General features: G+C 64.4%; 27 protein-coding genes and 1 tRNA gene. 14 read left to right on the plus strand and 14 right to left on the minus strand.

The features are described from left to right. Window positions 1-36 precede the first annotated feature (36 nt). From ACP7BZ_RS14170 to ACP7BZ_RS14180, 3 genes are read left to right on the plus strand one after another with little or no spacing between them, the layout of a single operon-like run. Window positions 37-474, plus strand: coding sequence for a CoA-binding protein (locus ACP7BZ_RS14170; protein ID WP_426114173.1), 438 nt, complete (start codon window positions 37-39; stop codon window positions 472-474). Further along, window positions 471-1,301 (plus strand): PPK2 family polyphosphate kinase, encoded by an 831-nt coding sequence (locus ACP7BZ_RS14175; protein WP_426114175.1) that lies wholly within the window; start codon window positions 471-473, stop codon window positions 1,299-1,301. Before ACP7BZ_RS14170 ends, ACP7BZ_RS14175 begins: the two co-directional genes overlap by 4 nt. Window positions 1,302-1,346: 45 nt before the next feature. Continuing rightward, on the plus strand, window positions 1,347-1,922 hold the full coding sequence (locus ACP7BZ_RS14180; RefSeq protein ID WP_426114177.1) for a glutathione peroxidase: 576 nt from the start codon (window positions 1,347-1,349) through the stop codon (window positions 1,920-1,922). Window positions 1,923-1,925: 3 nt separating this feature from the next. Here the strand turns inward: ACP7BZ_RS14180 and ACP7BZ_RS14185 are convergent, their stop codons facing one another. The 3 genes from ACP7BZ_RS14185 to ACP7BZ_RS14195 are packed head-to-tail and all read right to left on the minus strand — an operon-like array spanning window position 1,926 to window position 5,139. After that, window positions 1,926-3,761 (minus strand): chorismate-binding protein, encoded by a 1,836-nt coding sequence (locus ACP7BZ_RS14185; RefSeq protein WP_426114179.1) that lies wholly within the window; start codon window positions 3,759-3,761, stop codon window positions 1,926-1,928. 18 nt (window positions 3,762-3,779) lie between these two features. Continuing rightward, window positions 3,780-4,358 carry a nucleoid occlusion factor SlmA gene (gene slmA, locus ACP7BZ_RS14190; RefSeq protein ID WP_426114180.1) on the minus strand — a complete coding sequence of 193 codons (579 nt, stop codon included), beginning with the start codon at window positions 4,356-4,358 and terminating at the stop codon, window positions 3,780-3,782. Between the two features lie 43 nt (window positions 4,359-4,401). Next, window positions 4,402-5,139 carry an HAD-IA family hydrolase gene (locus tag ACP7BZ_RS14195; RefSeq protein WP_426114182.1) on the minus strand — a complete coding sequence of 246 codons (738 nt, stop codon included), beginning with the start codon at window positions 5,137-5,139 and terminating at the stop codon, window positions 4,402-4,404. A gap of 60 nt (window positions 5,140-5,199) precedes the next feature. On the opposite strand from ACP7BZ_RS14195, the gene ACP7BZ_RS14200 reads away from it, so the two are divergent. After that, window positions 5,200-6,081 carry a TraB/GumN family protein gene (locus ACP7BZ_RS14200; protein ID WP_426114184.1) on the plus strand — a complete coding sequence of 294 codons (882 nt, stop codon included), beginning with the start codon at window positions 5,200-5,202 and terminating at the stop codon, window positions 6,079-6,081. 69 nt (window positions 6,082-6,150) lie between these two features. Here the strand turns inward: ACP7BZ_RS14200 and ACP7BZ_RS14205 are convergent. After that, window positions 6,151-6,225: transfer RNA gene (locus ACP7BZ_RS14205), tRNA-Thr, on the minus strand. A 165-nt stretch (window positions 6,226-6,390) separates the two neighbouring features. Next, window positions 6,391-7,317 carry an acetylglutamate kinase gene (argB, locus tag ACP7BZ_RS14210; protein ID WP_426114186.1) on the minus strand — a complete coding sequence of 309 codons (927 nt, stop codon included), beginning with the start codon at window positions 7,315-7,317 and terminating at the stop codon, window positions 6,391-6,393. Window positions 7,318-7,476: 159 nt separating this feature from the next. On the opposite strand from argB, the gene ACP7BZ_RS14215 reads away from it, so the two are divergent. Next, window positions 7,477-7,677: a cysteine-rich CWC family protein gene (locus ACP7BZ_RS14215; RefSeq protein WP_426114188.1), complete on the plus strand. Its 201-nt coding sequence runs from the start codon at window positions 7,477-7,479 to the stop codon at window positions 7,675-7,677. Here ACP7BZ_RS14215 and ACP7BZ_RS14220 read toward each other — a convergent pair. Next, window positions 7,674-8,909, minus strand: coding sequence for an extracellular catalytic domain type 1 short-chain-length polyhydroxyalkanoate depolymerase (locus tag ACP7BZ_RS14220; RefSeq protein WP_426114190.1), 1,236 nt, complete (start codon window positions 8,907-8,909; stop codon window positions 7,674-7,676). The genes ACP7BZ_RS14215 and ACP7BZ_RS14220 overlap by 4 nt on opposite strands. A 23-nt stretch (window positions 8,910-8,932) precedes the next feature. Then, window positions 8,933-9,346: a CopG family transcriptional regulator gene (locus ACP7BZ_RS14225; protein ID WP_426114281.1), complete on the minus strand. Its 414-nt coding sequence runs from the start codon at window positions 9,344-9,346 to the stop codon at window positions 8,933-8,935. Window positions 9,347-9,468: 122 nt separating this feature from the next. Between ACP7BZ_RS14225 and ACP7BZ_RS14230 the strand changes: the two genes are divergently transcribed. The 5 genes from ACP7BZ_RS14230 (at window position 9,469) to ACP7BZ_RS14250 (ending at window position 12,667) form a co-directional block, all read left to right on the plus strand. Next, window positions 9,469-9,939 (plus strand): thioesterase family protein, encoded by a 471-nt coding sequence (locus ACP7BZ_RS14230; RefSeq protein WP_426114191.1) that lies wholly within the window; start codon window positions 9,469-9,471, stop codon window positions 9,937-9,939. Then, window positions 9,936-10,169: a DUF1289 domain-containing protein gene (locus ACP7BZ_RS14235; RefSeq protein WP_426114193.1), complete on the plus strand. Its 234-nt coding sequence runs from the start codon at window positions 9,936-9,938 to the stop codon at window positions 10,167-10,169. The genes ACP7BZ_RS14230 and ACP7BZ_RS14235 overlap by 4 nt, the downstream gene beginning before the upstream one ends. After that, a complete protein-coding gene (locus ACP7BZ_RS14240) occupies window positions 10,170-10,625 on the plus strand; it encodes a hypothetical protein (protein ID WP_426114195.1) in 456 nt (151 codons plus the stop codon). It abuts the gene before it with no gap. Further along, window positions 10,622-11,548, plus strand: coding sequence for an MBL fold metallo-hydrolase (locus tag ACP7BZ_RS14245; RefSeq protein WP_426114197.1), 927 nt, complete (start codon window positions 10,622-10,624; stop codon window positions 11,546-11,548). The genes ACP7BZ_RS14240 and ACP7BZ_RS14245 overlap by 4 nt, the downstream gene beginning before the upstream one ends. Before the next feature lie 165 nt (window positions 11,549-11,713). Continuing rightward, a complete protein-coding gene (locus ACP7BZ_RS14250; protein WP_426114199.1) occupies window positions 11,714-12,667 on the plus strand; it encodes an NAD(P)H-dependent flavin oxidoreductase in 954 nt (317 codons plus the stop codon). Between the two features lie 70 nt (window positions 12,668-12,737). Here the strand turns inward: ACP7BZ_RS14250 and ACP7BZ_RS14255 are convergent, their stop codons facing one another. The 7 genes from ACP7BZ_RS14255 to ACP7BZ_RS14285 form a co-directional block, all read right to left on the minus strand. Beyond that, window positions 12,738-13,994, minus strand: a complete 1,257-nt coding sequence (locus ACP7BZ_RS14255; protein WP_426114201.1) for a phenylacetate--CoA ligase family protein — start codon at window positions 13,992-13,994, stop codon at window positions 12,738-12,740. 41 nt (window positions 13,995-14,035) lie between these two features. Further along, entirely contained in the window at window positions 14,036-14,851 is an 816-nt protein-coding gene (locus ACP7BZ_RS14260) for an ABC transporter ATP-binding protein (RefSeq protein WP_426114203.1), read from the minus strand. Between the two features lie 98 nt (window positions 14,852-14,949). Then, window positions 14,950-16,263, minus strand: coding sequence for an ABC transporter substrate-binding protein (locus tag ACP7BZ_RS14265; RefSeq protein WP_426114205.1), 1,314 nt, complete (start codon window positions 16,261-16,263; stop codon window positions 14,950-14,952). A 44-nt stretch (window positions 16,264-16,307) separates the two neighbouring features. Further along, on the minus strand, window positions 16,308-17,366 hold the full coding sequence (locus tag ACP7BZ_RS14270; protein WP_426114207.1) for a branched-chain amino acid ABC transporter permease: 1,059 nt from the start codon (window positions 17,364-17,366) through the stop codon (window positions 16,308-16,310). Continuing rightward, window positions 17,366-18,262 carry a branched-chain amino acid ABC transporter permease gene (locus ACP7BZ_RS14275; RefSeq protein WP_426114209.1) on the minus strand — a complete coding sequence of 299 codons (897 nt, stop codon included), beginning with the start codon at window positions 18,260-18,262 and terminating at the stop codon, window positions 17,366-17,368. The genes ACP7BZ_RS14270 and ACP7BZ_RS14275 overlap by 1 nt, the downstream gene beginning before the upstream one ends. A gap of 11 nt (window positions 18,263-18,273) precedes the next feature. Then, entirely contained in the window at window positions 18,274-19,125 is an 852-nt protein-coding gene (locus tag ACP7BZ_RS14280; RefSeq protein ID WP_426114211.1) for an ABC transporter ATP-binding protein, read from the minus strand. Continuing rightward, the gene (locus ACP7BZ_RS14285; RefSeq protein ID WP_426114283.1) at window positions 19,122-21,050 is read right to left on the minus strand and encodes an AMP-dependent synthetase/ligase; all 1,929 of its coding nucleotides are present in this window, start codon (window positions 21,048-21,050) and stop codon (window positions 19,122-19,124) included. Before ACP7BZ_RS14285 ends, ACP7BZ_RS14280 begins: the two co-directional genes overlap by 4 nt. 183 nt (window positions 21,051-21,233) lie before the next feature. Between ACP7BZ_RS14285 and ACP7BZ_RS14290 the strand changes: the two genes are divergently transcribed. Genes ACP7BZ_RS14290 through ACP7BZ_RS14305 form a run of 4 tightly spaced genes read left to right on the plus strand, consistent with a single transcriptional unit; the run spans window position 21,234 to window position 24,842 of the window. After that, the gene (locus ACP7BZ_RS14290) at window positions 21,234-21,920 is read left to right on the plus strand and encodes a Crp/Fnr family transcriptional regulator (protein WP_426114213.1); all 687 of its coding nucleotides are present in this window, start codon (window positions 21,234-21,236) and stop codon (window positions 21,918-21,920) included. A gap of 60 nt (window positions 21,921-21,980) precedes the next feature. Further along, entirely contained in the window at window positions 21,981-23,828 is a 1,848-nt protein-coding gene (locus tag ACP7BZ_RS14295; protein WP_426114215.1) for a M24 family metallopeptidase, read from the plus strand. Further along, a complete protein-coding gene (locus tag ACP7BZ_RS14300; protein ID WP_426114217.1) occupies window positions 23,828-24,094 on the plus strand; it encodes a hypothetical protein in 267 nt (88 codons plus the stop codon). Before ACP7BZ_RS14295 ends, ACP7BZ_RS14300 begins: the two co-directional genes overlap by 1 nt. 4 nt (window positions 24,095-24,098) lie before the next feature. Beyond that, window positions 24,099-24,842: an MgtC/SapB family protein gene (locus ACP7BZ_RS14305; RefSeq protein ID WP_426114219.1), complete on the plus strand. Its 744-nt coding sequence runs from the start codon at window positions 24,099-24,101 to the stop codon at window positions 24,840-24,842. Window positions 24,843-24,858 lie beyond the last annotated feature (16 nt).

A 24,858-nucleotide genomic window follows, 5' to 3' on the forward strand; every position in this document is an offset into this window, starting at 1 on the left:
ACGCTGTTAATACTTTTAACTGCGCCCATAGCTTCCATGAAATCGATCAGCGACATCCTGCAAGACGCCAAGACCATCGCCGTGGTCGGCATGTCCGACAAGCCCGAGCGGGCCAGCAACGAAGTGGCCGCTTACTTGCAAGACGCCGGCTACCGCATTATTCCCGTCAATCCGCTACTGGCTGGTCAAACGGTACTGGGCGAACGGGTCTATGCCAGCCTGGCGGACGCTGCCACCGCGCTGCATCGGGACGGTATTGCGATCGATGTGGTCGACTGCTTCCGCAAGGCAGAAGACATCGACGCCATCGCCCGCGACGCCATTGCGGTACGCGCCGGCGCCCTGTGGATGCAGCTCGGTATCGAAAATCAGGCCGCCGCCGATGTCGCCAGCGCCGCCGGGCTGGCCGTGGTGATGAACCATTGCATGAAACTTGAGCACCGCAAACTGCGCGGCGCGCTGGACCAGGCATGAAGCTGCGCGAGCGCCTGCGCGCAGGCAAAAATTTCAAGTTGCGCGAAGAAGATGCCGACGACAAGCCCTTGCGCGATAAAAGCAATGGCGACTCGAAGGCCGCCACCAAGGACGAAGAGCGCGCCGCCACCGAGCTTGCGAGCGGCCAGATCGCCGCCTTGCAGGAGATGCTGTACGCCCAGCGCAAGCACAAGGTACTGCTGGTATTGCAGGGCATGGACACGGCCGGCAAGGACGGCACCATCACCGCCCTGTTTCAGGCGATTAACCCGATGGGCTTGCGCGCGGTGGGTTTCAAGGCGCCTTCGCCCATCGAGCTGGCCCACGATTTTCTGTGGCGCATCCACCCGCACGTGCCGGTGCCCGGTGAAATCGCCATTTTTAATCGCAGCCATTACGAAGACGTCCTCATTACCAGTGTGCAGGGCATGATCGACGACAAGGAGTGCAAGCGCCGCTACCAGCACATCATCGATTTTGAACGGATGCTGGTCGAGACGGGCACGCAAATCATCAAGATTTTCCTGCACATTTCCAAAGACGAGCAGCGCGCGCGCCTGCAGGCGCGCATCGATGACCCGAACAAGCAGTGGAAGTTCGACCCGAACGACCTGGAACAGCGTAAAAAATGGGACGACTACCAGCAAGCCTACCAGCGCACCATCGTCGCCACCGACACCGAGCAGGCGCCCTGGTACGTCATTCCCGCCAATTCGAAGACGCACCGCAACCTGTTGATCTCAACGCTGCTGCTGGAAATTTTGCAAGACTTGAATTTGCGTTATCCTGATCCCCAGCCCGATGTGGGCAAGATCAAGGTGGTCTAGCTCTGCTGCCCTGCACTCCCGCTCTCACTTCTCACTGGAATGACCATGCTCAAAATGACCTTCGCCGCCGTGTTATCCCTGTCGACCGTGCTCGCCGCCGCGCCCGCCTTTGCCCAGACGCCTGCCGCTGCTGGCAAAGCGTGCCCCGCCATCCTGCACCAGAGTTTTAATCGCCTGCAAGATGAAGCGCCCCAGGATCTGTGCCAGTACGCTGGTAAAGTGGTGCTGGTTGTAAACACCGCCAGTTACTGCGGTTTTACCAGCCAGTACCAGGGACTGGAAAAACTGTATGCCAAATATGGCAAGCAGGGGCTGGTGGTGCTGGGCTTTCCATCGAATGATTTCGGCAAGCAGGAGCCGGGCAGTTCGAAAGAAATCGCCGACTTTTGCTACAACACCTATGGCGTGAAATTTCCCATGTTCGCCAAGTCGTCCGTCAAGGGCGCTGCCGCCAATCCCCTGCATGCCAGCCTGATCAAGCAGACCGGCAAGGAGCCAGGCTGGAATTTTACCAAGTACCTGATTGACCGTACTGGCAAGGTGGTCGAGTATTTCCCCAGCAAGGTTGAGCCGGAAGACAAGGTACTGGTGAGTAAAATCGAAGCGGCGCTGGGCTCGTAAGCCTTAGAGCAAATATGCCCGCAGCGGCCCGCGCAGGGCGTTGCACACCACGATCTCGTCGGCCGCCTGCAGCATGGCGCGGCTGATCACCGCCTCGCGCGCCTGCCACGCAGGGTCGTCGAGCAAGACGGCGCGCATCACGCCCGGCAGCACGCCGCAGGCCAGCGGCGGCGTCAGCCATGCGCCGCCGCTGCGCACAAACACATTCGAGCGGCCCCCTTCGGTGAGTTCATCGCGCTCATTGAAAAACAGCGTGTCAAAGCCGCCCGCCGCTTCGGCCGCGCGCCAGGCATCGTCGTAGCGCGCGCGCACGCTGGTTTTATGGCGCAAAAATACGTCGGCGGCGGCCATGCAGTCGCTCGCCAGCAGCAGCCCCACCGGTTCCTGCACGGGGGCCAGCGGTGCTGCCTGCACTGACAGGGCGCCGTCCGCCTGCAGCGCCAGCCGCAGCCGGTAAGCCTGGTCAAGCGCCAGCGTGGCGCAGCCATGATCGACAGCCTGGCTGGCGACGCCGTCATCGAACGGCATGCCAAAATACCGCGCCGATGCCGCCAGCCGCGCCAGATGGCGTGCGGCGTGGCGGGCGCCCGTGCGGGCATCGGCGTGGATGGTCTCGAACAGTTCGAACGCGGGCGCCAGGCCGGTCAGAAAGCGCGCCTTCAACTGGCACTCGGCGTATTCGTCAGCAGGGTCGCTGTCGTAGACGATGCCGGCGCCCACCCCCATTTCACCGCGCCGCACGCCATCGCCTGGCGCCTGCAGGCTGAGGGTGCGGATCGGCACCGACAGGCAAAAGTCGCCAATAGCGTTGCCTTGTTTGGGCGGGTCGAACCAGCCGATCGCTCCGGTATAAATGCCGCGCGGGGTACTTTCCAGTGCATAAATGATTTCCATGGTGCGCCGCTTGGGTGCACCGGTGATCGAGCCGCACGGGTACAGCGCAGCGAACAGGTCGGCCAGCGTGATGTGCTGGCGCAGGCGCGCACGCACGGTCGAGGTCATCTGCAGCACGCCGCTAAAACGGGTCACTGTAAACAGCGCGCTGGCGTCGACGCTGCCGGTGGCGGCGATGCGCCCCAGGTCATTGCGCAGCAGGTCGACGATCATCAGGTTTTCGGCGCGGTTTTTCGGATCGGCCGCCAGCGCCTGCGCGCGCGTGGCGTTGACGCCATCGTCGTCGGACGCGGGCGCGGTGCCCTTCATGGGCCGCGCCGTCAAAGCCCCATCGGCATGGCGGACGAACAGCTCGGGCGAGAACGATAGCAGGGCGCCGCCATCGGGCAAGGCCACCAGCGCGCCATACGGCACCGGCTGGCGCGCGCGCAGACGGGCGTACAGGGCGAAGATGCCGCCATAGGCATCGAAGCGCAGGCGGTAGGTGTAGTTGACCTGGTAGGTGTCGCCGGCGGCGATGTAGTCGTGGATGCGGGCGAGGGCGGCGTCAAACTGCGCCTGGTCGACGCTCGCTGCAATGGCGGCGATGCCGGCCACCGCATGGTCAGGATCGGCTGCCTTGCGCCCGTCGAGCCACTGCGCCACCTGCGCTGGCGTCATCAGATCGCAGCGCTCGAACAGCAGCACGGTCGCCAGCGCGCCATCGACCGGGTGGCTGGCGATGCCGAGCAGCTGGCCGCCCAGCTCATAGGTCAGCAGCGGCACCGCATACAGACCGCGCGCCAGCGCCGCTGCCATCTGCGCCAGCACGGCTGGCCAGTGGTCGATCGTGCGGCAGGTGAGGGTGCCCGCATGGCCGGTGTAGAGCCGCGAGCCGGTGCCATCGACCGCAGCGTCGGCGCTGGCATCGTCGAGCAGGGCAAAGCAGTCAGGGACGTCGTTCATCAGCACCGCTTTATCGAATTACGCCGCCAGCAGCAGCGACACCTGCAGGGCAAAGCCCTCGGCCGGATGTTGTTTAAAACCGCTCTTGGCGTAGCGGTGCCAGCGGCCGACGATATAGCTCACCAGCAGGCTGGCGCGGGCGGCGACGTCGGCCTCGTTGCCGTGGCCCTGGCTGGCAGCGATCCGCAAGGTTTGTTTGAAGGCCAGTTCGAGCTTGTCATAAAACTGGTTCATGCGCAGCTGCAGGCGCTCGTCTTCGCCGACCAGGGCGTCGCCGATCAGCACCCGCGTCATGCCGGCATTGTGCTCGGCAAATTGCAGCAGCATCTGCAGGCTGGCGTGGGCCTGGTTGACGCCGCTCTCTTCGCGTTCGGCGATGCGGTTGATCAGGCCGAACACGCTGGCCTCGATAAAATCGATGAGCCCTTCGTACATCTGCGCCTTGCTGGCGAAATGGCGGTACAGCGCAGCCTCGGATACGGCCAGCCGCGCGGCCAGCGCCGCGGTGGTGATTTTTTCGCTTTTCGGCTGTTCCAGCATGGCCGCCAGGGCCTGCAGAATTTGCGTTTTGCGTTGTCCCGGCTTGGTGCTGGCCATGTGCTCTCAATGAAAAGTGAAGGGATCAATCAGGGATCAATGTTCAGCGCAGCAGGTGCAGGCGGGCGGGCAGCTGACGCACCGATTTTACTTTGACATTGACGTAAGCGGGCCTTTTTAGCATGCGCGCCAGGCTGGCGCTGCCACTGGCGTCGCGCACCCGCAGGTATTGCGTGACCCAGGCGGTGCGCATGCCCAGCTGGCGCGCCGGGCGCAGATTGGCCAGGGTGTCTTCCACCAGAATGCAGCGGCCAGCGGCCAGGCCGTGCTTGCGCAGCAGGCGGCGCAGCATCAGCTTCGATGGCTTCGGGCGCAGCTGGCGGTGCACCTGCATGTCTTCGATGGCGATGTGGCGCTCGAAGTGACGCTGCAGGCCGAGCTGGCGCAGCACCGCGCGCGAGTACAGGCGCGGCGCATTGGTGAGCAAAATTTTACGGCCCGGCAGGCGCCGCAGCAGGCGGCCCAGACCCCGTTCGAACTGCATCAGGCGGCCCAGCGCAGCCGCGCTGCCCAGCGCGTGCGTCTCTTGCAGAAAATGGGCGGCGTCGACCTGGTGGTGGCGCACCATGCCCAGCAGGGTGGCGCCGTAACGCTGCCAGTAGCCGATGCGGGCGGCATCGATCTGCGCCTGGGTCGGCGCGCCATCGACGTTGGTGAGCACGCGGGCAATATACACATTCATGTTGGCGCTAATGGCCGGAAAAATGGCGTGCGAAGCGTCGTGCAGGGTGTTGTCGAGATCGAACAGCCAGACGGGGGCGGATGCGGGTATATTTGGCAAGGGCGAGCTCAGGTGAAAAGCGCGTGGCGACAATCGGCAGTCAATGGCGACGGGAGTGGCATGGGGCAGATTATAGTGGGATGGTGTGGATTGCTGCTGGCGCTGCTGTTTTCGAGCGCCGCCGGCGCCACCGAGCGCGGCGCCCTGTTCAAGGTCAGCGGCCACGGCCACACCGTGTATTTGTTTGGCACCATGCATGTCGGCCAGGCCGATTTCTATCCGTTCGAGCCGCGCCTGGCGGCGCTGCTGGCCGCCGCCCCCACGCTGGCGCTGGAAATCGATCCGGGTCTCCCCCCCGAGGTGGCCGCACGCGCGCTGCAAAAATATGCGCTGGCGCAGCCCGCTGCTGCCACCCCGCCGGCACTGGCGGCGCGCCTGTCCAGCGTGCTGGCGCAGGCCGGCATCGATGAACACAGCATGGCCCCCTACAAACCGTGGCTGATTGCCATCGCCCTGTCGGTGGGGGAATACACGCGGCAGGGTTACGACACCGCGCTGGCGGTCGACAGCCAGCTGGCGGCGCTGGCCCGGGCCCAGCATGTGAAGGTGATTGAACTCGAATCGCTCGATACCCAGCTGGCGCTGTTCGACAGCCTGCCAGTGGCGACGCAATGGGCCTTCCTTGAGCAGACCATCAGCGAGATCGAATCGGGCACCCAGGGCGTGCAGGCGCGCCAGATCGCCCTGGCCTGGGCCAGCGCCGACCGCGCCGCGCTCGAGGCCATCGCCGCGCGCTTCGATACCGACAGCACGGTGAGCGGCCGCTTCATGCGCGACGTGCTGCTCGATGGCCGCAACGGCGGTCTCACCGACGCCATCGTCGCCCTGCTGGGGCGCGAAGACAATAGCGTGGCGGCGATCGGCGTGCTGCACCTGGTGGGACCACGCAGCGTGCCGGCGCTGATGCGCGCACGCGGGCTGACGGTCGAACAGGTATATTGAGCAGTAAAAAAAAGCGGAGTAAAGAGCGAACTGAATGGCGGACTAAAAAGCGCGGGAGGGTGCTGCAGATGGTGCCCTTGACGTGGATCGAACACGTGGCCTCTCCCTTACCAAGGGAGTGCTCTACCACTGAGCTACAAGGGCATGTGGTGGGATGTCGAACAGGCTACTGCGCGGTCCGCCATCGCGTTTGCGTTGCTCGCCGTACGCTGGTACGGCTGCGCTGCTCAACGCGATGGCGAACCGCTCGCGACGCTTTTTCGACATCCTGTGACGCCGGTTGTAATACGTTTCCGGCGCCTAAAAAACTTAGTGCGACCGGATCATAGTGCCAAACGCCTGTTCGGTCAAGACTTCCAGCAGCAGCGAGTGCTCGATGCGGCCGTCGATGATGTGCACGGTGTTCACGCCCGACTTGGCGGCGTCGAGGGCCGACGAGATTTTTGGCAGCATGCCACCCGAGATGGTGCCGTCGGCGAACATCTCATCGATTTCGCGCGCTGACAGGTCGGTGACCAGATTGCCCTTCTTGTCCTGCACGCCGGCGATGTTGGTCATCATGATCAGCTTTTCCGCTTTCAGGATTTCGGCGATCTTGCCAGCGACGACGTCGGCGTTGATGTTGTAGGCCTGGCCGTCCTGGCCGAAGCCGATCGGCGAGATGATGGGAATGAAGGCGTCGTCCTGCAGCGCCTTGACCACGGCCGGGTTGATGGCGTCGATTTCGCCGACAAAACCGATGTCGAGAAACTCGCCCGGCTTTTCGCGGTCCGGCATCGACATGCGGCGCGCGCGGATCAAGCCGCCGTCCTTGCCGGTCAAGCCCACCGCCTGGCCGCCGTAGTGGTTGATCAGCATGACGATGTCTTGCTGGACTTCGCCGCCCAGCACCCACTCGACCACTTCCATGGTCTCTTCGTCGGTGATGCGCATGCCCTGCACGAAGGTGCCCTGCTTGCCGATTTTTTTCAGCGCGTTGTCGATCTGCGGTCCACCGCCGTGCACCACCACCGGATTCATGCCCACCAGCTTGAGCAAAATGACATCGCGGGCGAAGCCGTGCTTGAGGCGCTCGTCGGTCATGGCGTTGCCGCCGTATTTGATGACGATGGTCTTGCCGTGGAAGTTGCGGATGTACGGCAGCGCCTCGGCCAGGATTTGCGCCTTGATCTGGGGAGAGACGGCAGCCAGGTCATTCTGCTGGGCAGCGGTGAGGGGGGGCAGGGCAGCGGTCATGGCAGGTCCGAAAGAAATTTGTCGAGATTCTACAGGCAAGCGGAGCTCGCCGTTGCGCATTATAAAGCGCGCATGTTGTATTTTAATTCGTCATCGTCTAAGGTGCACCCCTATGCTCCCCATTTACTCTGTTGCCGCGTGCTGCGCGGGCCGGCCCACATGAGCGCCTGCAGCCGCTGCGGCGCGCCGTTCGACTGCGCCATGGTCGATGGCAGCCGCGCGCCGTGCTGGTGCATGGCGCTGCCGGCGGCGTTGCCGGTACCGGGCCCGCTGGCAGCGTGCTGGTGCCCCGCGTGCCTGTACCAGCACATGGCCGAACTTGAAAGGGCGCGCGCCGCCGCAGCAGCCCCCGACCATTAACGCTTGGTCTGAAAAAACCGCATCATTTCACGGCTGGCGTCAGGCCCCTTGCCATCGGTATAACTGCCGCGCGCGCTGCCGCCCGACCAGGCGTGGCCGGCGCCGTGGATCAGCCACTGTTCTGCCTGCGGCGTGCCATCGGCGTGGCGGTGTACGGTGCGCGTGTAGGCATGGCCTTCGGGCACCTTGCCCGGTTCGATGACGATATCGCGCGCACCCTGGCGGCCCTGGGCGATGACGGCGTCACCGGCGGCCGGCGAGACGGTGGTATCGCGGTCGCCATGAAAGACGATGATGGGGGTGGCGCGCCCGCTCGTTGCCGGCGGCGTGCCGAACCTGCCCTGCATGGCCGCCAGTGCCGATGGCAGGTCGTGCGCGGCGGCAAATGGCAAGCCCGAATGGACGCCCACCGCCGCATACAGGTCCGGGTACACCGTGCCCATGATGGTGGCCATGGCGCCGCCGGCCGACAGCCCGGCCACGTAGACCTGCGCCGCATCGACGTTGTGGCTGGCGATGATGTCGCGGGTGATGCCGGCGATGATCGAGGGCTCGCCCTGGTCGCGCATCTGGTCCTTTTCGTGAAACCAGTTCCAGCAGCGGCTCGAATTGGCTTGCTGCGATTGCGCCGGATAGGCAACCAGGCAGCCCAGTTCTTCGGCCAGCTGGTTCATCTGGGTGCCGCTGGCGAAATCGACCGGGTTCTGGGTGCAGCCGTGCAGCATCACCACCAGCGGCACCGGGCGCAGGCCGTCGTAATTGCTCGGTTCATATAACTTGTAGCTGCGCGTGCCGGCGCCGTTGGTATGGCTGCCATCGCTGAAGGTGCCCGGCAAAGCTTCGGCGGCGGCGTGGCTGCCACCCATGGCGGCGTGCAGGTCGAAGCTGGGCATCTCGAAGTGCGGCATGGTGAACGCCGCTTTGCCGGCCTCGCTGGCGCGGTCGAGATTGGCCATCATTTCTGGCACCAGCTTGCGCATCATGGTTTCATAGGCTGGCGTTGAGGGTGGCGCTGGCGCTGCTGCTGCCTGCGGCTGCGGCGTTGCAGCGGCCGAGGCCGGCGGCGAATTGATGTCACGCATGGCCGGTACTGGCGTTGTCGCTGCAGCGGTGGCCGCACGACTGCCGTGCAGCACCCGCGCGATGGCGGCGGTGGCGGCGGTCGGACCCTGCGTCAGCAGGGAGCGGGTTGCCTGGCGCATGCCGGCAATGAGTTTGTCGTTCAGTTTCATAGGGCCTTCCTTTGTCGTCGCATTTATAGAATGCGGCCTGCCAGTGCGGTTTTCACTGCCGTGCTGGCATGCAGTGAGCCCAGCACGAAAATCGATTCGATCGTCGCCACCGCCAGTTCGGCAGTGACATCGCTGGCAATGCTGGCCATGCCCAACACCTGGATTTGCAGGCGCTCGCCTCTGGCGCGCGCCGCTTCCAGATCCACCCGCGAATAATGGTGCAAGCCGAGCACGAGACTTTTCCGTGCCACTGTTTGCCTGACCACTTCCGCGTGGGTGTTGAGCTGATTGCGAATGGCCGTACGGATCAGGTCCGTCCGGTTCGAATAAAAGCCTTCATTGACCAGCAAGTCAATCTGGCCGAGATCGATCAGGCCGAGGTTAATCGTGATTTTTTCCGAATCTTGCGTCTTCGGTCTTGTTTCTCTGTGCTCCATCATCGCCATCGGGGTCCCTGTTTTGTCGTCGTGGCATCCATATACCATCTGTGTGGATGGTATTTTACGCCAGTTCGCGTGCATGGCAAGCGCGATTCGATTGGATACGCTAACCTAGCTACATGAGCTCATCACTACAAGCAGGCCTGCGCTTTAGCTGGCGCTACACCGTTCCCGAACGCGCCAGCGTGCCGGCGCTGTACCACGACACCGATTTTTGCCGCGACATGCCAGCCGTGCTGGCCACCGGTTACCTGGTCGGCATGATGGAACTCGCCTGCGTGCACGGCATCATGCCCTTCGTCGACTGGCCGCGCCAACAGAGCCTGGGCACCATGGTCAATTTCCGCCACCTGGCGCCGACCCCGCCCGGCATGGAGCTGCGTATCGAAGGCGAAGTGCTGGCGGTCGATGGCCGCCGCCTCACTTTCCGCGTTGAAGCGTGGGACAACCTTGAACGGGTGTGCGAAGGCACCCATGAACGCATGCTGATCGAGCCGCAGCGCTTTGCCGCCAGGCTGGCCAGCAAGGTGGCGGCGGCGCAATTGTCCTCGCCGCTGTCTTCTGCCCTGCCACCGCCGGTGCCTGCATGAGCGGCCCCTCCATGCGCTCCGGCGCGTCGTCCACGCTGCCGCCGGAACTGCAAACGCCGGTGCCGTCGCCGTGCGTGAGCCTGTGCCAGATGGTCCCCAGCACCGGCCTGTGCAGCGGCTGCCTGCGCACCCTCGAGGAAATCGTCAACTGGGGCAGCGCCGACGACCATTACAGGCGCGCCGTCTATGCCGCCATCCGCCGCCGCGAACAGCATCTGGAGTTCCGTTAAATGCATCGCTACCAAGGCGCCCAGCCAGTGTCCGGCCCCGCCTATGCGGGGCCGTTTAAAATCGTCTCGACCGTCATCGTACTGGTGTTGCTTGGCTATGGCTTTGCCATCGCCCTGCGCTTTCCCCTGCTCAGTTACGGCTTCGGCGTCAAGCTGGTGCTGGTGGGCGCCACCTCGCTGCTGATCGCCAGCTGGTACTGGTTCATCCGGGGCACCACCACCATCGACGCCGACGGCATGCGCCAGAGCGCCATGATCGACAAGCGCGTGCGCTGGGACGAGGTGCGCAGCGCCAAGATGCTGGGCGTGCCCTTCCTCGGCTGGCTGTTCCCGCCACGCCTGGTGGTGCGCAGCAGTAACGGATTTACCACCTTCAATGGCGGCTCGCAGGCGCTGCTGATCGAATTTGCGAACATTGCGCTCGCCTCGCAGCGCCAAGACCCCGCTGCGCCATGAGCACGCCAGCGCTGGCGCTGCCGCCGACGATGCGGGTGTTCGAGCGCGGCTGGCTGTCGTCCAACAACATTTTATTTAGCGGAGACCATGGCAGCGCACTCGTCGACAGCGGCTACCTGAGCCACGCGGCGCAAACGGTGGCGCTGGTCGAGCACGCGCTGGACGGTCGGCCGCTCGATCTGTTACTCAACACCCACCTGCACTCCGACCACTGCGGCGGCAACGCCGCCCTGCAGGCGCGCTACCCCGACTGCATCACCGCCATCCCGGCCGCCGAGGCGGCAGCGGTGGCAGCCTGGGACGAAGCTGCCCTCAGCTACCGCGCCACCGGCCAGCAATGCGCCCGCTTCGGCTTTACCCGCACCATCGCCGCTGGCGACACGCTCACGTTGGGCGAGCTGGAATGGCAGGCACTGGCCGCACCCGGCCACGACAACGCCGCGCTGGTGTTGTATTGCGCCCGCCATGCCATCCTGATTTCCGCCGACGCCCTGTGGGAACACGGCTTCGGGGTGATTTTTCCCGAGCTCGATGGCGACTCCGGTTTTGCCGAGGCCGCCGCCACCCTGGCGCTGATCGACAGTCTCGATGTGCGCGTGGTGATCCCCGGCCACGGCGCGCCATTCACCGATATACAGGCGGCGCTGGCGCGTGCCAGCTCGCGCCTGGCGTACCTGCGCGCCGACCCGCGCCGCAATGCCGACAATGCCGTGCGCGTGATGCTCAAGTTCCTGCTGCTCGAGCGCCGCCAGCTCAGCATGGCCGAGGTGACTGCCATGTTCGAGCACAACCCGCTGATGGCCGGCGCCCGCCGCCGCTTTCTCGGCGGCGACGCTGCCGCTGCTGCCGAACACACCGCCGCCGCCCTGGTGCGTGCCGGCGCTGCCCGCCGCGATGGCGTGTTGTTGATTGACTGCGTTTGATTGTCTGCGCTTGATTGACTGCGCTTGATCGGCGGTGCTTGTTCAACTCCGGCCGCACGCCGCCGGCGGCGCATTAAATTCCCGCACGATCGTTCTTTTTTAAGCCATAATGTGCTGGCTTATTTCCATCCATCCATCCATCCATCCATCTTCAGAGAGTCCGCCATGGCGCTGCCGATCGCACTGCAACACCTGTCCATCCCCGTCATCGCCTCGCCGATGTTCATCGCCAGCGGCCCGGCGCTGGTGGCGGCCCAGTGCAAGGCCGGTATCGTCGGCTCATTCCCGGCCCTGAACGCGCGCCCGGCCGAACTGCTTGACACCTGGCTGACCGACCTGAAGACCGAACTCGATGCCTACCGCCTGGCCCATCCCGACGCCATCGTCGGCCCGATCGCCGTCAACCAGATCGTCCACCAGTCGAATGACCGCCTGGCCCACGACATCGAGGTGTGCGTGCGCCATCAGGTGCCGATCATCATCTCGTCGCTGCGGGCGCCGCCGAAAGAGATGTTAGATGCCATCCACAGCTACGGCGGCATCGTGCTGCACGACGTCATTTCGATCCGCCATGCGCATAAAGCGCTCGAAGCGGGCGTCGATGGCCTGATTCTGGTGGCCGCTGGCGCTGGCGGCCATGCCGGCGCGCTCTCGCCGTTCGCCCTGGTCGGCGAAATCCGCAAATTTTTCAAGGGTCCCATTGCGCTGTCGGGTGCCATCGCCACCGGCGACGCCGTGCTGGCCGCGCTGGCCATGGGCGCCGACTTTGCCTATATCGGCTCGCGCTGGCTGGCCACCAAGGAGTCGAACGTGTCGGACGACTACCGCGACGCCATCGTCGAGTCGAGCGCCGCCGATGTCGTCTACACCAACCTGTTTACGGGGGTGCACGGCAATTACCTGAAAAAATCGATCGTCAACGCCGGCCTCGATCCCGATGCGCTGCCCGAATCGGACAAGAGCAAGATGAGTTTTGGCTCCGGCAGCGCCAAGGCCTGGCGCGATATCTGGGGCGCCGGCCAGGGCGTCGGCCTGATGGACGATGTGCCGACGGTGGCCGAGATGGTGCAGCGCCTGATCGCTGAATTTGACGCCGCCAAGGCCCGTCTTTCGCTGTGAGTTTGCGGTGTTGCGCTGGCGCGCCGGATCGACCGGCCGCCGCGCTGTCGTTCGCTGTGGTGCAATCGCGTCAACGGTAATCGCGGCGGTCTTCGATCACGTTACCGTCGTCAGCCAGGCTGCCGGGCGCCGCCCAGCACACTTCGCCGCGCAGCTTGGTGACGTCGCGGATCGAGGCCACCAGCGCCGCCGTCTGCGCTGCATCGAGTGGTGCTGGCGCCTCGCAGTGCAGCGTCATCACATCGTTGGCCATGCGTCCCGTCACCACCAGGCGCGCCTTGCTGATGGCCGGGTGGCGCCGCACGATGTCGGCCACCTGCGCCGGGTGGACGAACATGGCGCGCACCTTGGTGGTCTGGTCGGCCCGTCCGAGCCAGCCGCGCATGCGTGCGTTGGTGCGCCCGCACGGTGACGGCGCAGCGTCGACCAGCATGGCCGACATGTCGCCAGTGGCAAAGCGGATCAGCGGGTAGTCGGCGTTCAATAGCGTCACCAGCACTTCGCCGATGTCGCCCGGCGCCACCAGTTCGCCGCTGCCGGGGCGGACGATTTCGACGATGACGTCTTCGTCGAGCAGCAGGCCGGGATTGACCACGCCATCGGTGGCGGTTTCATAGGCGACGCAGCCGATATCGGCCGAGGCATAGGTTTGCAGCACCAGTGGCACACCGTGCGCGTGAAACCAGCTGCGCAGCGATTCGGGCAGCGCCTCGGCGCCCATCAGGGCCTGCTTGACGCTGCTGATGTCGGCGTTCATGTCGCGCGCTTTTTCGATGATGATGCGTAAAAATGACGGCGTGCCGATGTAGGTGTCGGGGCGCAGGTCGACCATCGCCTGCACCTGCATTTCGGTCTGGCCGGCACCGGCCGGGATCACCGTGCAGCCGATGCGGGCCGCGCCGCCTTCGACCATGAAGGCGGCCGGCGTGAAGTGGTAAGAAAAGCAGTTTTGCAGCAGGCCGCCGGCGCGCACGCCGGCCGCGTACATGGGACGGGCGAAGCGCCACCAGTCGGCGCCGCTCCCTTCCGGATCGTAGATCGGACCGGGCGATACATACATATGACGCAGCGCGCGCGGGGCAGTGGCGGTCAGGCCACCGAAGGGCAGGTCGGCGCGCTGCAGGTCGTGCAGCTGCGCCTTGCGGGTGACCGGTAGCGTTGCCAGCGCCGCGCGGCTGTCGATGGTGGCGGCATCGACTCCGTGCAAAATGCGCGCCCAGCCGGGCGCCTGCTGGGCGCGCGCCACTAGCTGCGGCAGGCGCGCCATCAGTGCGCGTTCGCGCACGGCCGGTTCGCGCGTTTCCAGGCTGTCGAGGGTGCTGTTCATGGCGTCCTTGCTGTCAATGTCGGTGGCGGAGTGAGTCGACTTCAGGCCAGCCAGCGCTTGCGGCGGCGATAAAATTTCATGTCCTTAAAACTCTTGCGGCCGGCGCCGGAGACACCCAGATAAAATTCCTTGACGTCTTCGTTGGCCGCCAGGTCCGCCGCCGCCCCTTCCATCACCACCCGGCCGTTTTCCAGGATGTAGCCAAAGTCGGCGTAGCGCAGCGCCACCGTGGTGTTCTGTTCGGCCAGCAGGAACGACACCCCTTCGCGCACATTGAGGTCTTTGACGATGTCAAAAATCTCTTCGACGATTTGCGGGGCGATGCCCATCGATGGCTCGTCGAGCAGGATCATCGATGGCTTGGCCATCAGCGCGCGGCCGATCGCACACATCTGCTGCTCGCCGCCCGAGGTGTAGCCGGCCATGCTGGCGCGGCGCTCCTTCAGGCGGGGAAAATAAGCGTACACGGCGTCGAGCGACGCCTTTTGATCGGCGCGCGAATCGCTGCGCGTGTAAGCCCCGGTCAGCAGGTTTTCTTCGATGGTCAGGTGGCCGAAACAGTGGCGCCCTTCCATCACCTGCGACAGGCCACGCTTGACCAGTGCGCTGGGCGTCAACTGGTCGATTCGCTCGCCATTAAAACGCACTTCTCCCTTGGTGACGTCGCCGCGTTCGCCGCGCAGCAGGGTCGAGATGGTTTTTAGGGTGGTCGATTTGCCGGCGCCGTTGGCGCCCAGCAGGGCCACGATTTTCCCCTTCGGCACCTGCAGCGACACCCCCTTGAGTACCAGGATGACGTGGTCGTAAATGACCTCGATGTTGTTCACCGAGAGGTAGGGCAGGCTGTCAATCGTCATGGTCGGTGGTCGGTGGTCGATGGTTGATGGTTGATGGTTGATGGTTGATACGGCGGCGCGGCGTGATGGCGACGCGCCGCTGGGGTAGGCAGGCTTGCCTAGTTCAGGCAGGCCGGGGTGATTTTCTTTTCCGCCGCATATGCCAGCGACGATTCTTCCAGCAGTCGGCGGGTCAGCGCGCGGTCGCCCACCACCCAGTTCGGGGTGATCGCCTTCCACGCCTTGCCATCCCACTGCTGCACCTTGACGGCGCCCGAGCCTTCATGGTCGTCGCAGCTGGTTTTCACGGTCGGGAACATGCCGAAGGCACCCAGCGCCTTTTGCCGTGCTTCATCGATGTTCAAGTGTTCCAGGCCCCAGCGCACCTGCTCGCCCGTCATCACTTTGCCCTTGCCGTATTTCTCCTGCGCCGTGCGGATCGCTTCGGTCCACAGGATCCCCAGCGTCATGCCGCGCATGTGATAGACGGAACCGATGCGGCTTTGTTCGGCCAGATCTCCCTTGCCGGTGGCGTAGATTTTCTTGCGCAGTTCGTCCAGCACCGGGTAGTTACCTGGCGTATTAAACGTCATCGACGTGTAGCCCTTGGCGGCGTCGCCCGATGGCACCGTGTCTTCTTCGGAACCGGCCCACCACACGCCCAGCATTTTCTCGCGCGGGAAGCCGTTGCGCTGGGCCGTCTTGATGGCCACCGAATTCATCACCCCCCAGCCCCACAGGATCACGTAGTCCGGCTTGGCCTGGCGGATCTGCAGCCACTGCGACTGCTGCTCGCTGCCGGGCGGCGTCACCGCCACCTTGATCAGTTCAAAGCCGTGCTCCTTGGCCAGGGCGTCGAGCACCGGCATCGGCTCTTTGCCGAACGGCGAATCGTGGTACAGGTAGGCGATTTTTTTGCCTTTCAGTTTGGCGTAGCCACCTTCCTTGTCGCCGAGGTACTTGATCATCGCTGCCGCCTGGTCCCAGTAGCTGGTGATCAGCGGGAACACATACGGGAACACCTTGCCGTTGGCGGCGTCCGAGCGGCCATAGCCCAGCATGGTCATGGGGATCTTGTCGGTGGCGACGCGGTCGAGAATGCCGTAGGCGATGCCGGTTGACAGCGGATCGACCAGGGTGGCGCCACCGTTTTTGGTTTTCAGACGCTCATAACACTCGACCCCGCGCGACGGGTTGTACTCGGTCTCGCACTCTTCCCAGGCGATCTTGACGCCATTGATGCCGCCGTTGGCATTGACCAGATTAAAGTAATCGATGGCGCCGCCATAAAAGCCGGAGCCGCCGGCGGCGTAACTGCCGACCCGGTAGGACGGCAAGGCCACGAACTGGTCGGCGGCGATGGCGCCGTTGGCGGCGCCGGCCAGTGCCGCGCACAGCAGGATGTTTTTAATCGTATGTTTTATGGTGCTCATTGTCGTCTCCTCAAAATCACTGCACTGGTGCTGCTGCCATCGCCTTAATGGGGAAAAGGCCACAGGCGCAACTTCTCTTTACCCACTTGCCACAAGCGCGCCAGACCGTGCGGTTCCACGATCAGGAAAAAGATGATCAACGCGCCAAACACCATCAACTCCAGGTTCGATGCAAAGCTGGTCGGCAGGCCCAGCCCATGACCGACGATATTGAGCATCACCGGCAGCAGCACGATGAAGGCGGCGCCGAGGAAGGAGCCGAGCACCGAGCCGACGCCGCCGATGATGATCATGAATAAAATGCGGAACGACAGGTCGAGGTTATAGGCTTCCGGCTCCACCGTGCCGAGGTAGGCAAACGCGTACAGAGCGCCCGCCACGCCGCAATAAAACGAACTGACGGCAAACGCCAGCAGCTTGGTGCGCAGCGGCCGAAAGCCGATCACCTCGGCGGCAACATCCATGTCGCGCACTGCCATCCACGAGCGTCCCACGTTCGAGCGGATCATGTTCTTGGCCAACAGTGCCAGCACGCCGACAATCACCAGCACCAGCAGGTATTTGCTCTGCGGGCTGTTGAACTGGTAGCCGAGGATCTGCATTTTTTGCACCGTCACCACGCCGGAAGCGCTGTAATTGGTCAGATACGGGATCTTGGTCAGGCACCAGACCACGAAAAACTGTGTGGCCAGGGTCGACGCCGCCAGATAAAAGCCGCGCACCCGCAGCGACGGCAAGCCGAACACGATGCCGACCACCGCCGCGCACAAGCCACCGAGAACAAACGCCAGCAGCAGCGGCATGCCGGGGACGCGGGCGACAAAGTTAAAGGCGGCGTAGGCGCCGACCGCCATGAAGGCAGCGCTGCCGAGCGAGAGCTGGCCGCAGTAACCGGTGAGGATATTCAGACCCAGCGCCGCCAGCGCAAAAATCAAAAAGGGGATCAACAGCGCCGACAGCAGATACGGGCTGGCCAGCAGCGGCACCAGCACGGCGGCCACCAGCAGCACGATGGCGATCGCATAGCGGTCCTGGCGGATCGGGAAAATCTGGTTATCGGCTTGGTAGCTGGTTTTAAATTGCCCGGCTTCGCGGTAGAGCATCAAATCCTCCGGATCAGTTTTTCGCCGAACAGGCCTTCCGGCCGCACCAGCAGGAACAGCAGGGCCAGCACGTAGGGGAACCAGCCTTCGATACCACCGCCGACCAGCGGACCGAGATAGACCTCGGCCAGCTTTTCAGAGGCGCCGATGATCAGGCCACCGACAATCGCCCCCGGCACCGAGGTAAATCCGCCCAGGATCAGCACCGGCAGCGCTTTTAAGGCAATGAAGGTGAGGGCAAACTGCACGCCGTTGCGGGCGCCCCACAATAACCCTGCCACCAGCGCCACCAGCCCCGCCACCGACCAGACGATGGCCCAGATGCGCTGCAGCGGAATGCCGACCGCCAGCGCGGCCTGGTGATCGTCGGCGACGGCGCGCAGGGCCCGTCCCACCTTGGTTTTCGAAAACAGCAGCGCCAGCGCCGTCACCATCAGCGCGCAGATGGCGGCGGCGCTGACGTCGAACTGCGAGACGATGATATTGAAACGGTCCATCAGGAAGGCGATCGGCACGTCTTCGATGGGCAGGTCGAGTTTATGGACTTGCGAGCCCCACAGCAGCTGCGCCAGGCCCTCGATAAAAAACGCCAGGCCGATGGTGGCCATGAACAGGGTGATTTCCGGCTGATTGACCAGCGGTCGCAGCACCACTTTTTCAATCACCAGTCCCAGCACGATCATGACGACGCTGGTCAAGGCAATCGCCAGCCACATCGGCACGCCCCACTTGTCGACCATGCCAACGCAGGTGAGGGCGGCAAAGAACACCATCGCGCCCTGGGCAAAGTTGAACACCCCCGAGGCCTTATAAATGAGCACAAAGCCGATCGCCACCAGGGCGTACATGATCCCCGAGAGCAGACCGCCGATCAGCACTTCAAAGAAAAAATTCATCTGTCGTCCTGTCAGTGAGCCGCGCCGAGGTAGGCGCGAATGACCTCCTCGTTGGCGCGCACGGCGTCGGGGGTGCCGTCGGCGATCTTGCGGCCGTAGTCGAGTACCACCACGCGGTCGGAGATATCCATCACCACGCCCATGTCGTGCTCGATCAGCACGATGGTGGTGCCGAGCTGGTCGTTGACGTCGAGGATGAAGCGGCACATGTCCTGCTTTTCCTCGACATTCATGCCGGCCATCGGCTCGTCGAGCAGCAGGATGTCCGGTTCTGCTGCCAGCGCCCGTCCCAGTTCGACGCGCTTTTGCAGGCCGTAGGGCAGGCGTCCCACGGGCGTCTTGCGAATCGCCTGGATTTCCAGAAAATCGATGATCGCCTCGGCCCTTTCGCGGTGGGCGATTTCTTCGCGCCGCGCCGGTCCCAGGTACAGCGCCTGCAGCAGAAAATTCGAGCGCATTTTGAGGTTGCGCCCGGTCATGATGTTGTCGAGTACCGTCATGCCCTTGAACAGCGCGATATTCTGAAACGTGCGGGCGATCCCCGCCTTGGCGGCGGCGTGGCAATCCATGTTGCGGCGCGCTTCACCGCGCAGGGTGATGCGGCCCTGCTGCGGGCGGTAGACGCCATTGATCACGTTGAGCATCGATGACTTGCCGGCGCCATTCGGACCGATGATGGCGCGGATCTCGTGCTGGCGAACGTCGAACGAAATGTCGGTAAGCGCCTTGACACCGCCGAACGCCAGGCTGATGTTGGCGAGGTCGAGGATCACCGGGCCGATGTGGCGGCCGGCGGCAGCTGGCAGCGCCGCTGGCCGATTCGCTGGCCGATTCGCTGGCAGGTTCGCTGGTGTGTGCATCATGCCACCGCCAGTGCCGGATAGCTGGCCGCCGTGCAGATGCGCAGGTCGGCGCTGGCGCTGCCGACGCGGCCATCTTCAAATTTGACCTGGGTGCTGATGAACTGGCTGGTCTTGCCCGTGTAAAGCGCATCGATGAGCACCGCGTATTTACTGGCGATGAAGGTGCGGCGCACCTTGCGCGTTCGGGTCAATTCGTCGTCATCGGGATCGAGTTCCTTGTGCAGCACCAGGAAGCGGCAGATCTGCGTACCGGCCATGCCGTCCTCGCGCGCGAGGTCGCCATTGACCTGTTCGACGCATGCGCGCACCAGCTCATAGGTGAGGGCGTGGCCGGCCAGGTCGGTGTAGCCGGCGTAAGCGACGTTGCGGCGCTCGGCGTAATTGCCGACCGCCTCCATGTCGATATTAATGAAGGCGCACACCTCGTCGCGGCCATTGCCGAAGGCGACCGCCTCCTTGATAAACGGGAAAAATTTAAGCTTGTTTTCGATGTAGTTGGGGGCGAAGATGGCGCCGCCATTCATCTTGCCCACATCGGCGGCGCGGTCGATGATTTTTAAGTGGCCGTCGCGGTCGAACACGCCGGCGTCGCCCGTATGAAAATAGCCGTCGGCGTCGATCACTTCGCTGGTCGCATCGGGCCGTTTGAAGTAGCCCGTCATGGTGGCGGGCGACTTGACCAGCACCTCGCCGCTGGCGGCGATTTTCACTTCGACGCCGGGCGCGGGCAAGCCGACGCTGTCGAACTTGATATTGCCGTCCGGTTGCAGGCAGACGTAGGCGCAGGTTTCGGTGGAGCCGTACAGCTGTTTTAGATTGACGCCGATCGAGCGGTAAAAGCGGAACAGGTCGGGACCGATGGCGGCGCCGGCGGTGTACGCCACCCGCACGCGCGACAGGCCCAGCACATTTTTCAGGGGCCCGTACACCAGCACGCTGCCGACGGCGTACTGCAGGCGGTCAAGCGTGCTGACGGCCTGGCCGGCGAGCAGGGCGGCGCCGCAGCGGCGCGCCACCGCCATAAAATGGTGGAACATGCGGCGCTTGATGGCGCTGGCGTCTTCCATGCGGATCATCACGCTGGTGAGCATGTTTTCAAACACGCGCGGCGGTGCAAAATAATAGCTGGGGCCGATCTCGCGCAAATCGGTCAGCACGGTGTCGCCCGATTCCGGGCAATTGACGGTAAAGCCGGCCACCAGCGCCTGCGCCAGCGAAAACAGGCAGTCGCCCACCCACGCCATCGGCAGATACGACAGGATGTCTTCGCGATCGCTCAAGCGGTCGAAGCCGACCCCACCGCTGCCGGCGGCCAGCAGCGCCGCGTGCGACTGCACCACCCCTTTCGGTTTGCCGGTGGTGCCGGAGGTGTACAGGATGATGGCGGCGTCGCCGCCGCTGCCCGCTTCGACGGCGGCGTCGAAGCGGCCCGGGTTGGCGCTATCCCACACTTGCCCCAGTTCCTGCAGGCGAGAAAGCGACAGCAAACCGCTATGGCTGTAGTGGCGCATGCCGCGCCCATCTTCAAAGACGATCTGGTGCAGCTGCGGGCACAGCGCTTTGAGTTCGAGCAGCTTGTCGACTTGCTCCTGGTCTTCGGCCACCGCAAAGCCGATCTCGGCATCGTTGAGCACATACGCCATGTCGGCGGCCGGGGCATCCTGGTAGAGCGGCACCGGCACCCCGCCCAGGCATTGCGCCGCCAGCATGGCCCAGTACAGGCGCGGCCGGTTGTCGCCGACGATGGCCAGGTTCATGCCCCGTTTAAAACCCAGTGAAGCCAGGCCGCAGGCGATCAGGCGCACCTCGACATTGACCTGCTGCCAGCTCCAGCTTTGCCAGATGCCCAGGTGCTTTTCGCGAAAGGCGGGGCGGCCCGGCCGCTGCTGGCCGTGGTTGCGCAACCGTCGCGGAAAGGTGTCCATGCGGGTGCCCGATTGGGTATCGCTAGCTGCTGCCACTGCGTCTCCTTCAGTCTGCGCGCGGTCCTTCACGACAGTAACCGGCGCTGTTTTTGTGCTGCTTTTGTGTAATGATAGTAGCTTGCGCAAGGCCTTCATGTTGTCTTTTGGGTGACAATTGCCCTACTTTCGATGGTGCGTCGCACAATGTCTGCCAACCCGGTTTCCCTGCTCGATCACCTGCGCGCGACCATCTGGTCACGCCGCCTGACGCCGTTTGAAATGGCGCGCGTCGAAGCCGATTGCTACGAACAGTTCGTGCCGCGCGGCGGTTATGTATGCCGCAAGGGCGAGCCGATTACGACGTGGGTCGGCATCGTCGACGGCCTCGTTAAAATTAACAATTTCTCGGCCGCCGGCAAAAGCGTCACCTTCACCGGCGTCACCCCCGGCAGCTGGTTTGGTGAAGGCTCGCTGCTCAAGGATGAACGCCGGCGCTACGACGTCATGGCCCTGCGCGACACCCGGGTGGCGCGCATGCCGCGGCCGACTTTCGAGTGGCTGCTCGAGACGAGCCTGCCCTTCAACCGCTTTTTGCTCATGCAGCTCAACGAGCGGCTCGGCCAGTTCATCGCCCAGGTCGAGAGCGACCGCACCCTCGATGTCGACACCCGGGTGGCGCGCTGCCTGGCGGCGCTGTTTCACCCGCACCTGTATCCGGGACTCGAAGCGCTGGTGCAGCTGTCGCAGGAGGAAATCGGCTACCTGTCGGGGGCCTCGCGCCAGCGCGTCAACCAGGCCTTGCAGTTGCTCGAAAAAGAGGGCATGTTGCGGCTCGATTACGGCGGCATCCGCATTCTCGATCTCGAGCGCTTGCGCCTGTTTCAGGCCTGAGCTGCAGCGCCGCCGCGCAGCGGTTGGGAGTATCATACGGGGATGACCAAGCAGATGACTATGCAGATAAATACGCCTTCTCTCGCCGCCGCCGCCGCCGCCGCCGCCGCCGCCGGCCGCGCCGATACCCTGGGCCGGCTGCGCGCCGCCATGGCCGCCGCCGGCGTTGCCGCCGTGCTGATTCCGTCGGCCGACCCGCACCTGTCCGAATACCTGCCGGGGCGCTGGAAGGGCCGCGAATACCTGTCGGGGTTTACCGGCTCGGTCGGCACCATGATCGTCGGCGCCGACTTTGCCGGTGTCTGGACCGATGCCCGTTACTGGGACCAGGCTGCCGTCGAACTGGCCGGCAGCGAAGTCCAGCTGATGAAAATCGCGTCCGGCGCCAGCCTGCTGTACATCGACTGGCTGGCCGAACACGTGGCCGCCGGCGCCCAGGTCGCGGTCGACGACCGCGTGCTGGGACTGGCCACCGCGCGCGTGCTGGGCGACGCCCTGACGGCACGCGGCATCACTGTGCGCCGCGATCTCGACCTGCTCGATGCCGTCTGGAGTGAGCGTCCCGGCCTGCCCGACGCCGCCGTGTTCGAGCACGGCGCGCCGTACGCCAGCAGCAGCCGCGCCGAGCGGCTGGCGCTGGTGCGCGCCGCCATGGCAGCACACGGCGCCGACCGCCATCTCATCTCCACCCTCGACGACATCGCCTGGCTGTTCAACCTGCGCGGTGCCGACGTCAGCTTCAATCCGGTGTTCTTGGCCCACGCGCTGATCGCGCCACTGTCTGCCACGGTGTTTGTCGGCGCCGGCAAGGTGCCCGCTGATCTGGCGGCGCGGCTGGCCGTGGACGGCGTCGTCATCGCGCCCTACGAACAGGCCGCCGCTGCACTGACCGCGCTCGATCCTGCCAGCGTGCTGCTGATCGATCCGCGCCGCGTCACGGCCGGCATGCGCGCGGCCGTGCCTGGCGCCGTCAAGGTGATCGAGGCGATCAATCCCAGCACCGTGGCGAAATCGAAAAAATCGGCCGCCGACATCGCCCACGTGCGCGCCACCATGGAACACGATGGCGCTGCCCTGTGCGAATTTTTCTCGTGGCTGGAGCCGCGCCTGCTCGACGTTCGCCGTGGTCCGTTGACCGAACTCGATGTCGACACCCATATCTGCGCCGCGCGTGCACGCCGGCCCGGCTTTGTCAGCCCCAGCTTTGCCACCATCGCCGGTTTCAATGCCAACGGCGCCGTCATGCATTACCGCGCCACCGAGCAGGCCCATGCCGACATCGAAGGCGATGGTCTGCTGCTCATCGATTCGGGCGGCCAGTACCTCGGCGGCACCACCGACATCACCCGCGTGGTGCCGGTCGGCACGCCGTCGGAGGCGCAAAAGCGCGACTTCACGCTGGTCTTAAAAGGCGTGATCGCGCTGTCGTCGGCGCAGTTTCCCTCTGGCACCCGCTCGCCCCTGCTCGACGCCATTGCCCGTGCGCCGATCTGGGCTGCCAGCGCCGACTATGGTCATGGCACCGGCCACGGCGTCGGTTACTTTTTGAATGTGCACGAGGGACCGCAATCGATATCGCCCACCACCATGCCGGAGCCGCACACGGCGATGCAGGCGGGCATGATCACCTCGATCGAGCCGGGCATTTACCGGCCCGGCCGCTGGGGCATTCGCCTGGAAAACCTGGTCCTCAACGTCGCTGCCGGCAGCAGTGAATTTGGCGATTTTTTGCGCTTTGAGACACTCACCCTGTGTCCCATCGACAGCCGCTGCCTCGACCTGGCGCTGCTGCGCGAAGATGAACTTGACTGGCTCAATGCCTACCACGCCGAAGTGCGGCGCCGCTTGCGTCCCCACGTCGATGGCGCCGCGCTGGCATGGCTCGAACTGCGCACCAGGGAGATCTGATGGCCAGCGCCCGTTCCACCCGCGCCAGCAGCGCCGTCGACCGCCTGAAAAACCGTAGCGGCCAGCAGGGCTGGTCGATGTCGATCACCGGCGACGGCCTGTTTTATATCAGCGAGCTGCCCGCTGCGGCGCCGCTGTGCGCGCCGCTCGAACTGGACGACTTCGTCCGCTTCGTCAATGCGCTGGGGCCGCAGATCGCCCGCCGGGTCAGCAAACTCGATGTCAAATTCGAACAGCAACTGGTGAAAAAGCCAGTCGCCAAATAAGGCCATGCCGACCCAGGCCATGCTGGCGGCGTACTGGACCGCCCACCAATTGCAGGTCAACGGCATCATCGTCCTCAATTTGCTCGGCGCCCTGCTGCTCGGGCTGATGGTTGGCTACGAGCGCTCCTACCACGGCCGCGCCGCCGGCATGCGCACCTACGGCATCGTCTGCATGGCGTCGGCGGCGCTGACCATCATTGGCGGCTATCCCGATTTATGGTTCGGCGGCCATGGCGGTGCGCTGATCGTGTCGGACCCCACCCGCATCATCCAGGGCGTGGTCACCGGCATCGGCTTTCTGGGCGCTGGCGTCATCATGCGCGAAGGTTTTAATATCAGCGGGCTGACCACGGCGGCCTCGATCTGGGCCTCGTCGGTGATCGGCATCCTGGTCGGCATCGGCTTTTATGCGGCGGCCATCGTGCTGGCGGCGCTGTCGGCCGTCATCATGATCTATCTGCAGCACCTCGAAGCGTGGCTGCCGTCGCGCCATGCGGTGGCCATCATGCTCAAGTTCAAAAGCGAATACATCCCCCGTGAAGGCGTGCTGCGCACCCTGATGCTCGAACGGGGCTATGATTTCGCTGGCGGCTCGCTGTCGATCGGCGCCGTCGGCGGCGCCCAGGAATGGCGCTTTGTCGCCGTCGCGCTCTCGCGCAGCAGCGGCGTCAGGTTGTCCGAGCTGGCCGATGAACTGAACCGCTTCGATGGCCTCGACAGTTTTCAGCTGGCGCACGCGCGCAACTGACATGCCCTTATCAGGA

The organism is Massilia sp. PWRC2 (assembly GCF_049896725.1).
In the GTDB taxonomy this organism is placed as follows: Bacteria; Pseudomonadota; Gammaproteobacteria; order Burkholderiales; family Burkholderiaceae_D; genus JAFCUW01.

Coding starts and splice junctions, on each gene's coding strand:
- ACP7BZ_RS14170 (WP_426114173.1), top strand. CDS start 37: ATGAAATCGATCAGCGACATCCTGCAAGACGCCAAGACCATCGCCGTG.
- ACP7BZ_RS14175 (WP_426114175.1), top strand. CDS start 471: ATGAAGCTGCGCGAGCGCCTGCGCGCAGGCAAAAATTTCAAGTTGCGC.
- ACP7BZ_RS14180 (WP_426114177.1), top strand. CDS start 1,347: ATGCTCAAAATGACCTTCGCCGCCGTGTTATCCCTGTCGACCGTGCTC.
- ACP7BZ_RS14185 (WP_426114179.1), bottom strand. CDS start 3,761: ATGAACGACGTCCCTGACTGCTTTGCCCTGCTCGACGATGCCAGCGCC.
- slmA (WP_426114180.1), bottom strand. CDS start 4,358: ATGGCCAGCACCAAGCCGGGACAACGCAAAACGCAAATTCTGCAGGCC.
- ACP7BZ_RS14200 (WP_426114184.1), top strand. CDS start 5,200: ATGGGGCAGATTATAGTGGGATGGTGTGGATTGCTGCTGGCGCTGCTG.
- argB (WP_426114186.1), bottom strand. CDS start 7,317: ATGACCGCTGCCCTGCCCCCCCTCACCGCTGCCCAGCAGAATGACCTG.
- ACP7BZ_RS14215 (WP_426114188.1), top strand. CDS start 7,477: ATGAGCGCCTGCAGCCGCTGCGGCGCGCCGTTCGACTGCGCCATGGTC.
- ACP7BZ_RS14220 (WP_426114190.1), bottom strand. CDS start 8,909: ATGAAACTGAACGACAAACTCATTGCCGGCATGCGCCAGGCAACCCGC.
- ACP7BZ_RS14225 (WP_426114281.1), bottom strand. CDS start 9,346: ATGGAGCACAGAGAAACAAGACCGAAGACGCAAGATTCGGAAAAAATC.
- ACP7BZ_RS14230 (WP_426114191.1), top strand. CDS start 9,469: ATGAGCTCATCACTACAAGCAGGCCTGCGCTTTAGCTGGCGCTACACC.
- ACP7BZ_RS14235 (WP_426114193.1), top strand. CDS start 9,936: ATGAGCGGCCCCTCCATGCGCTCCGGCGCGTCGTCCACGCTGCCGCCG.
- ACP7BZ_RS14240 (WP_426114195.1), top strand. CDS start 10,170: ATGCATCGCTACCAAGGCGCCCAGCCAGTGTCCGGCCCCGCCTATGCG.
- ACP7BZ_RS14245 (WP_426114197.1), top strand. CDS start 10,622: ATGAGCACGCCAGCGCTGGCGCTGCCGCCGACGATGCGGGTGTTCGAG.
- ACP7BZ_RS14250 (WP_426114199.1), top strand. CDS start 11,714: ATGGCGCTGCCGATCGCACTGCAACACCTGTCCATCCCCGTCATCGCC.
- ACP7BZ_RS14255 (WP_426114201.1), bottom strand. CDS start 13,994: ATGAACAGCACCCTCGACAGCCTGGAAACGCGCGAACCGGCCGTGCGC.
- ACP7BZ_RS14260 (WP_426114203.1), bottom strand. CDS start 14,851: ATGACGATTGACAGCCTGCCCTACCTCTCGGTGAACAACATCGAGGTC.
- ACP7BZ_RS14265 (WP_426114205.1), bottom strand. CDS start 16,263: ATGAGCACCATAAAACATACGATTAAAAACATCCTGCTGTGCGCGGCA.
- ACP7BZ_RS14270 (WP_426114207.1), bottom strand. CDS start 17,366: ATGCTCTACCGCGAAGCCGGGCAATTTAAAACCAGCTACCAAGCCGAT.
- ACP7BZ_RS14275 (WP_426114209.1), bottom strand. CDS start 18,262: ATGAATTTTTTCTTTGAAGTGCTGATCGGCGGTCTGCTCTCGGGGATC.
- ACP7BZ_RS14280 (WP_426114211.1), bottom strand. CDS start 19,125: ATGATGCACACACCAGCGAACCTGCCAGCGAATCGGCCAGCGAATCGG.
- ACP7BZ_RS14285 (WP_426114283.1), bottom strand. CDS start 21,050: ATGGACACCTTTCCGCGACGGTTGCGCAACCACGGCCAGCAGCGGCCG.
- ACP7BZ_RS14290 (WP_426114213.1), top strand. CDS start 21,234: ATGTCTGCCAACCCGGTTTCCCTGCTCGATCACCTGCGCGCGACCATC.
- ACP7BZ_RS14295 (WP_426114215.1), top strand. CDS start 21,981: ATGCAGATAAATACGCCTTCTCTCGCCGCCGCCGCCGCCGCCGCCGCC.
- ACP7BZ_RS14300 (WP_426114217.1), top strand. CDS start 23,828: ATGGCCAGCGCCCGTTCCACCCGCGCCAGCAGCGCCGTCGACCGCCTG.
- ACP7BZ_RS14305 (WP_426114219.1), top strand. CDS start 24,099: ATGCCGACCCAGGCCATGCTGGCGGCGTACTGGACCGCCCACCAATTG.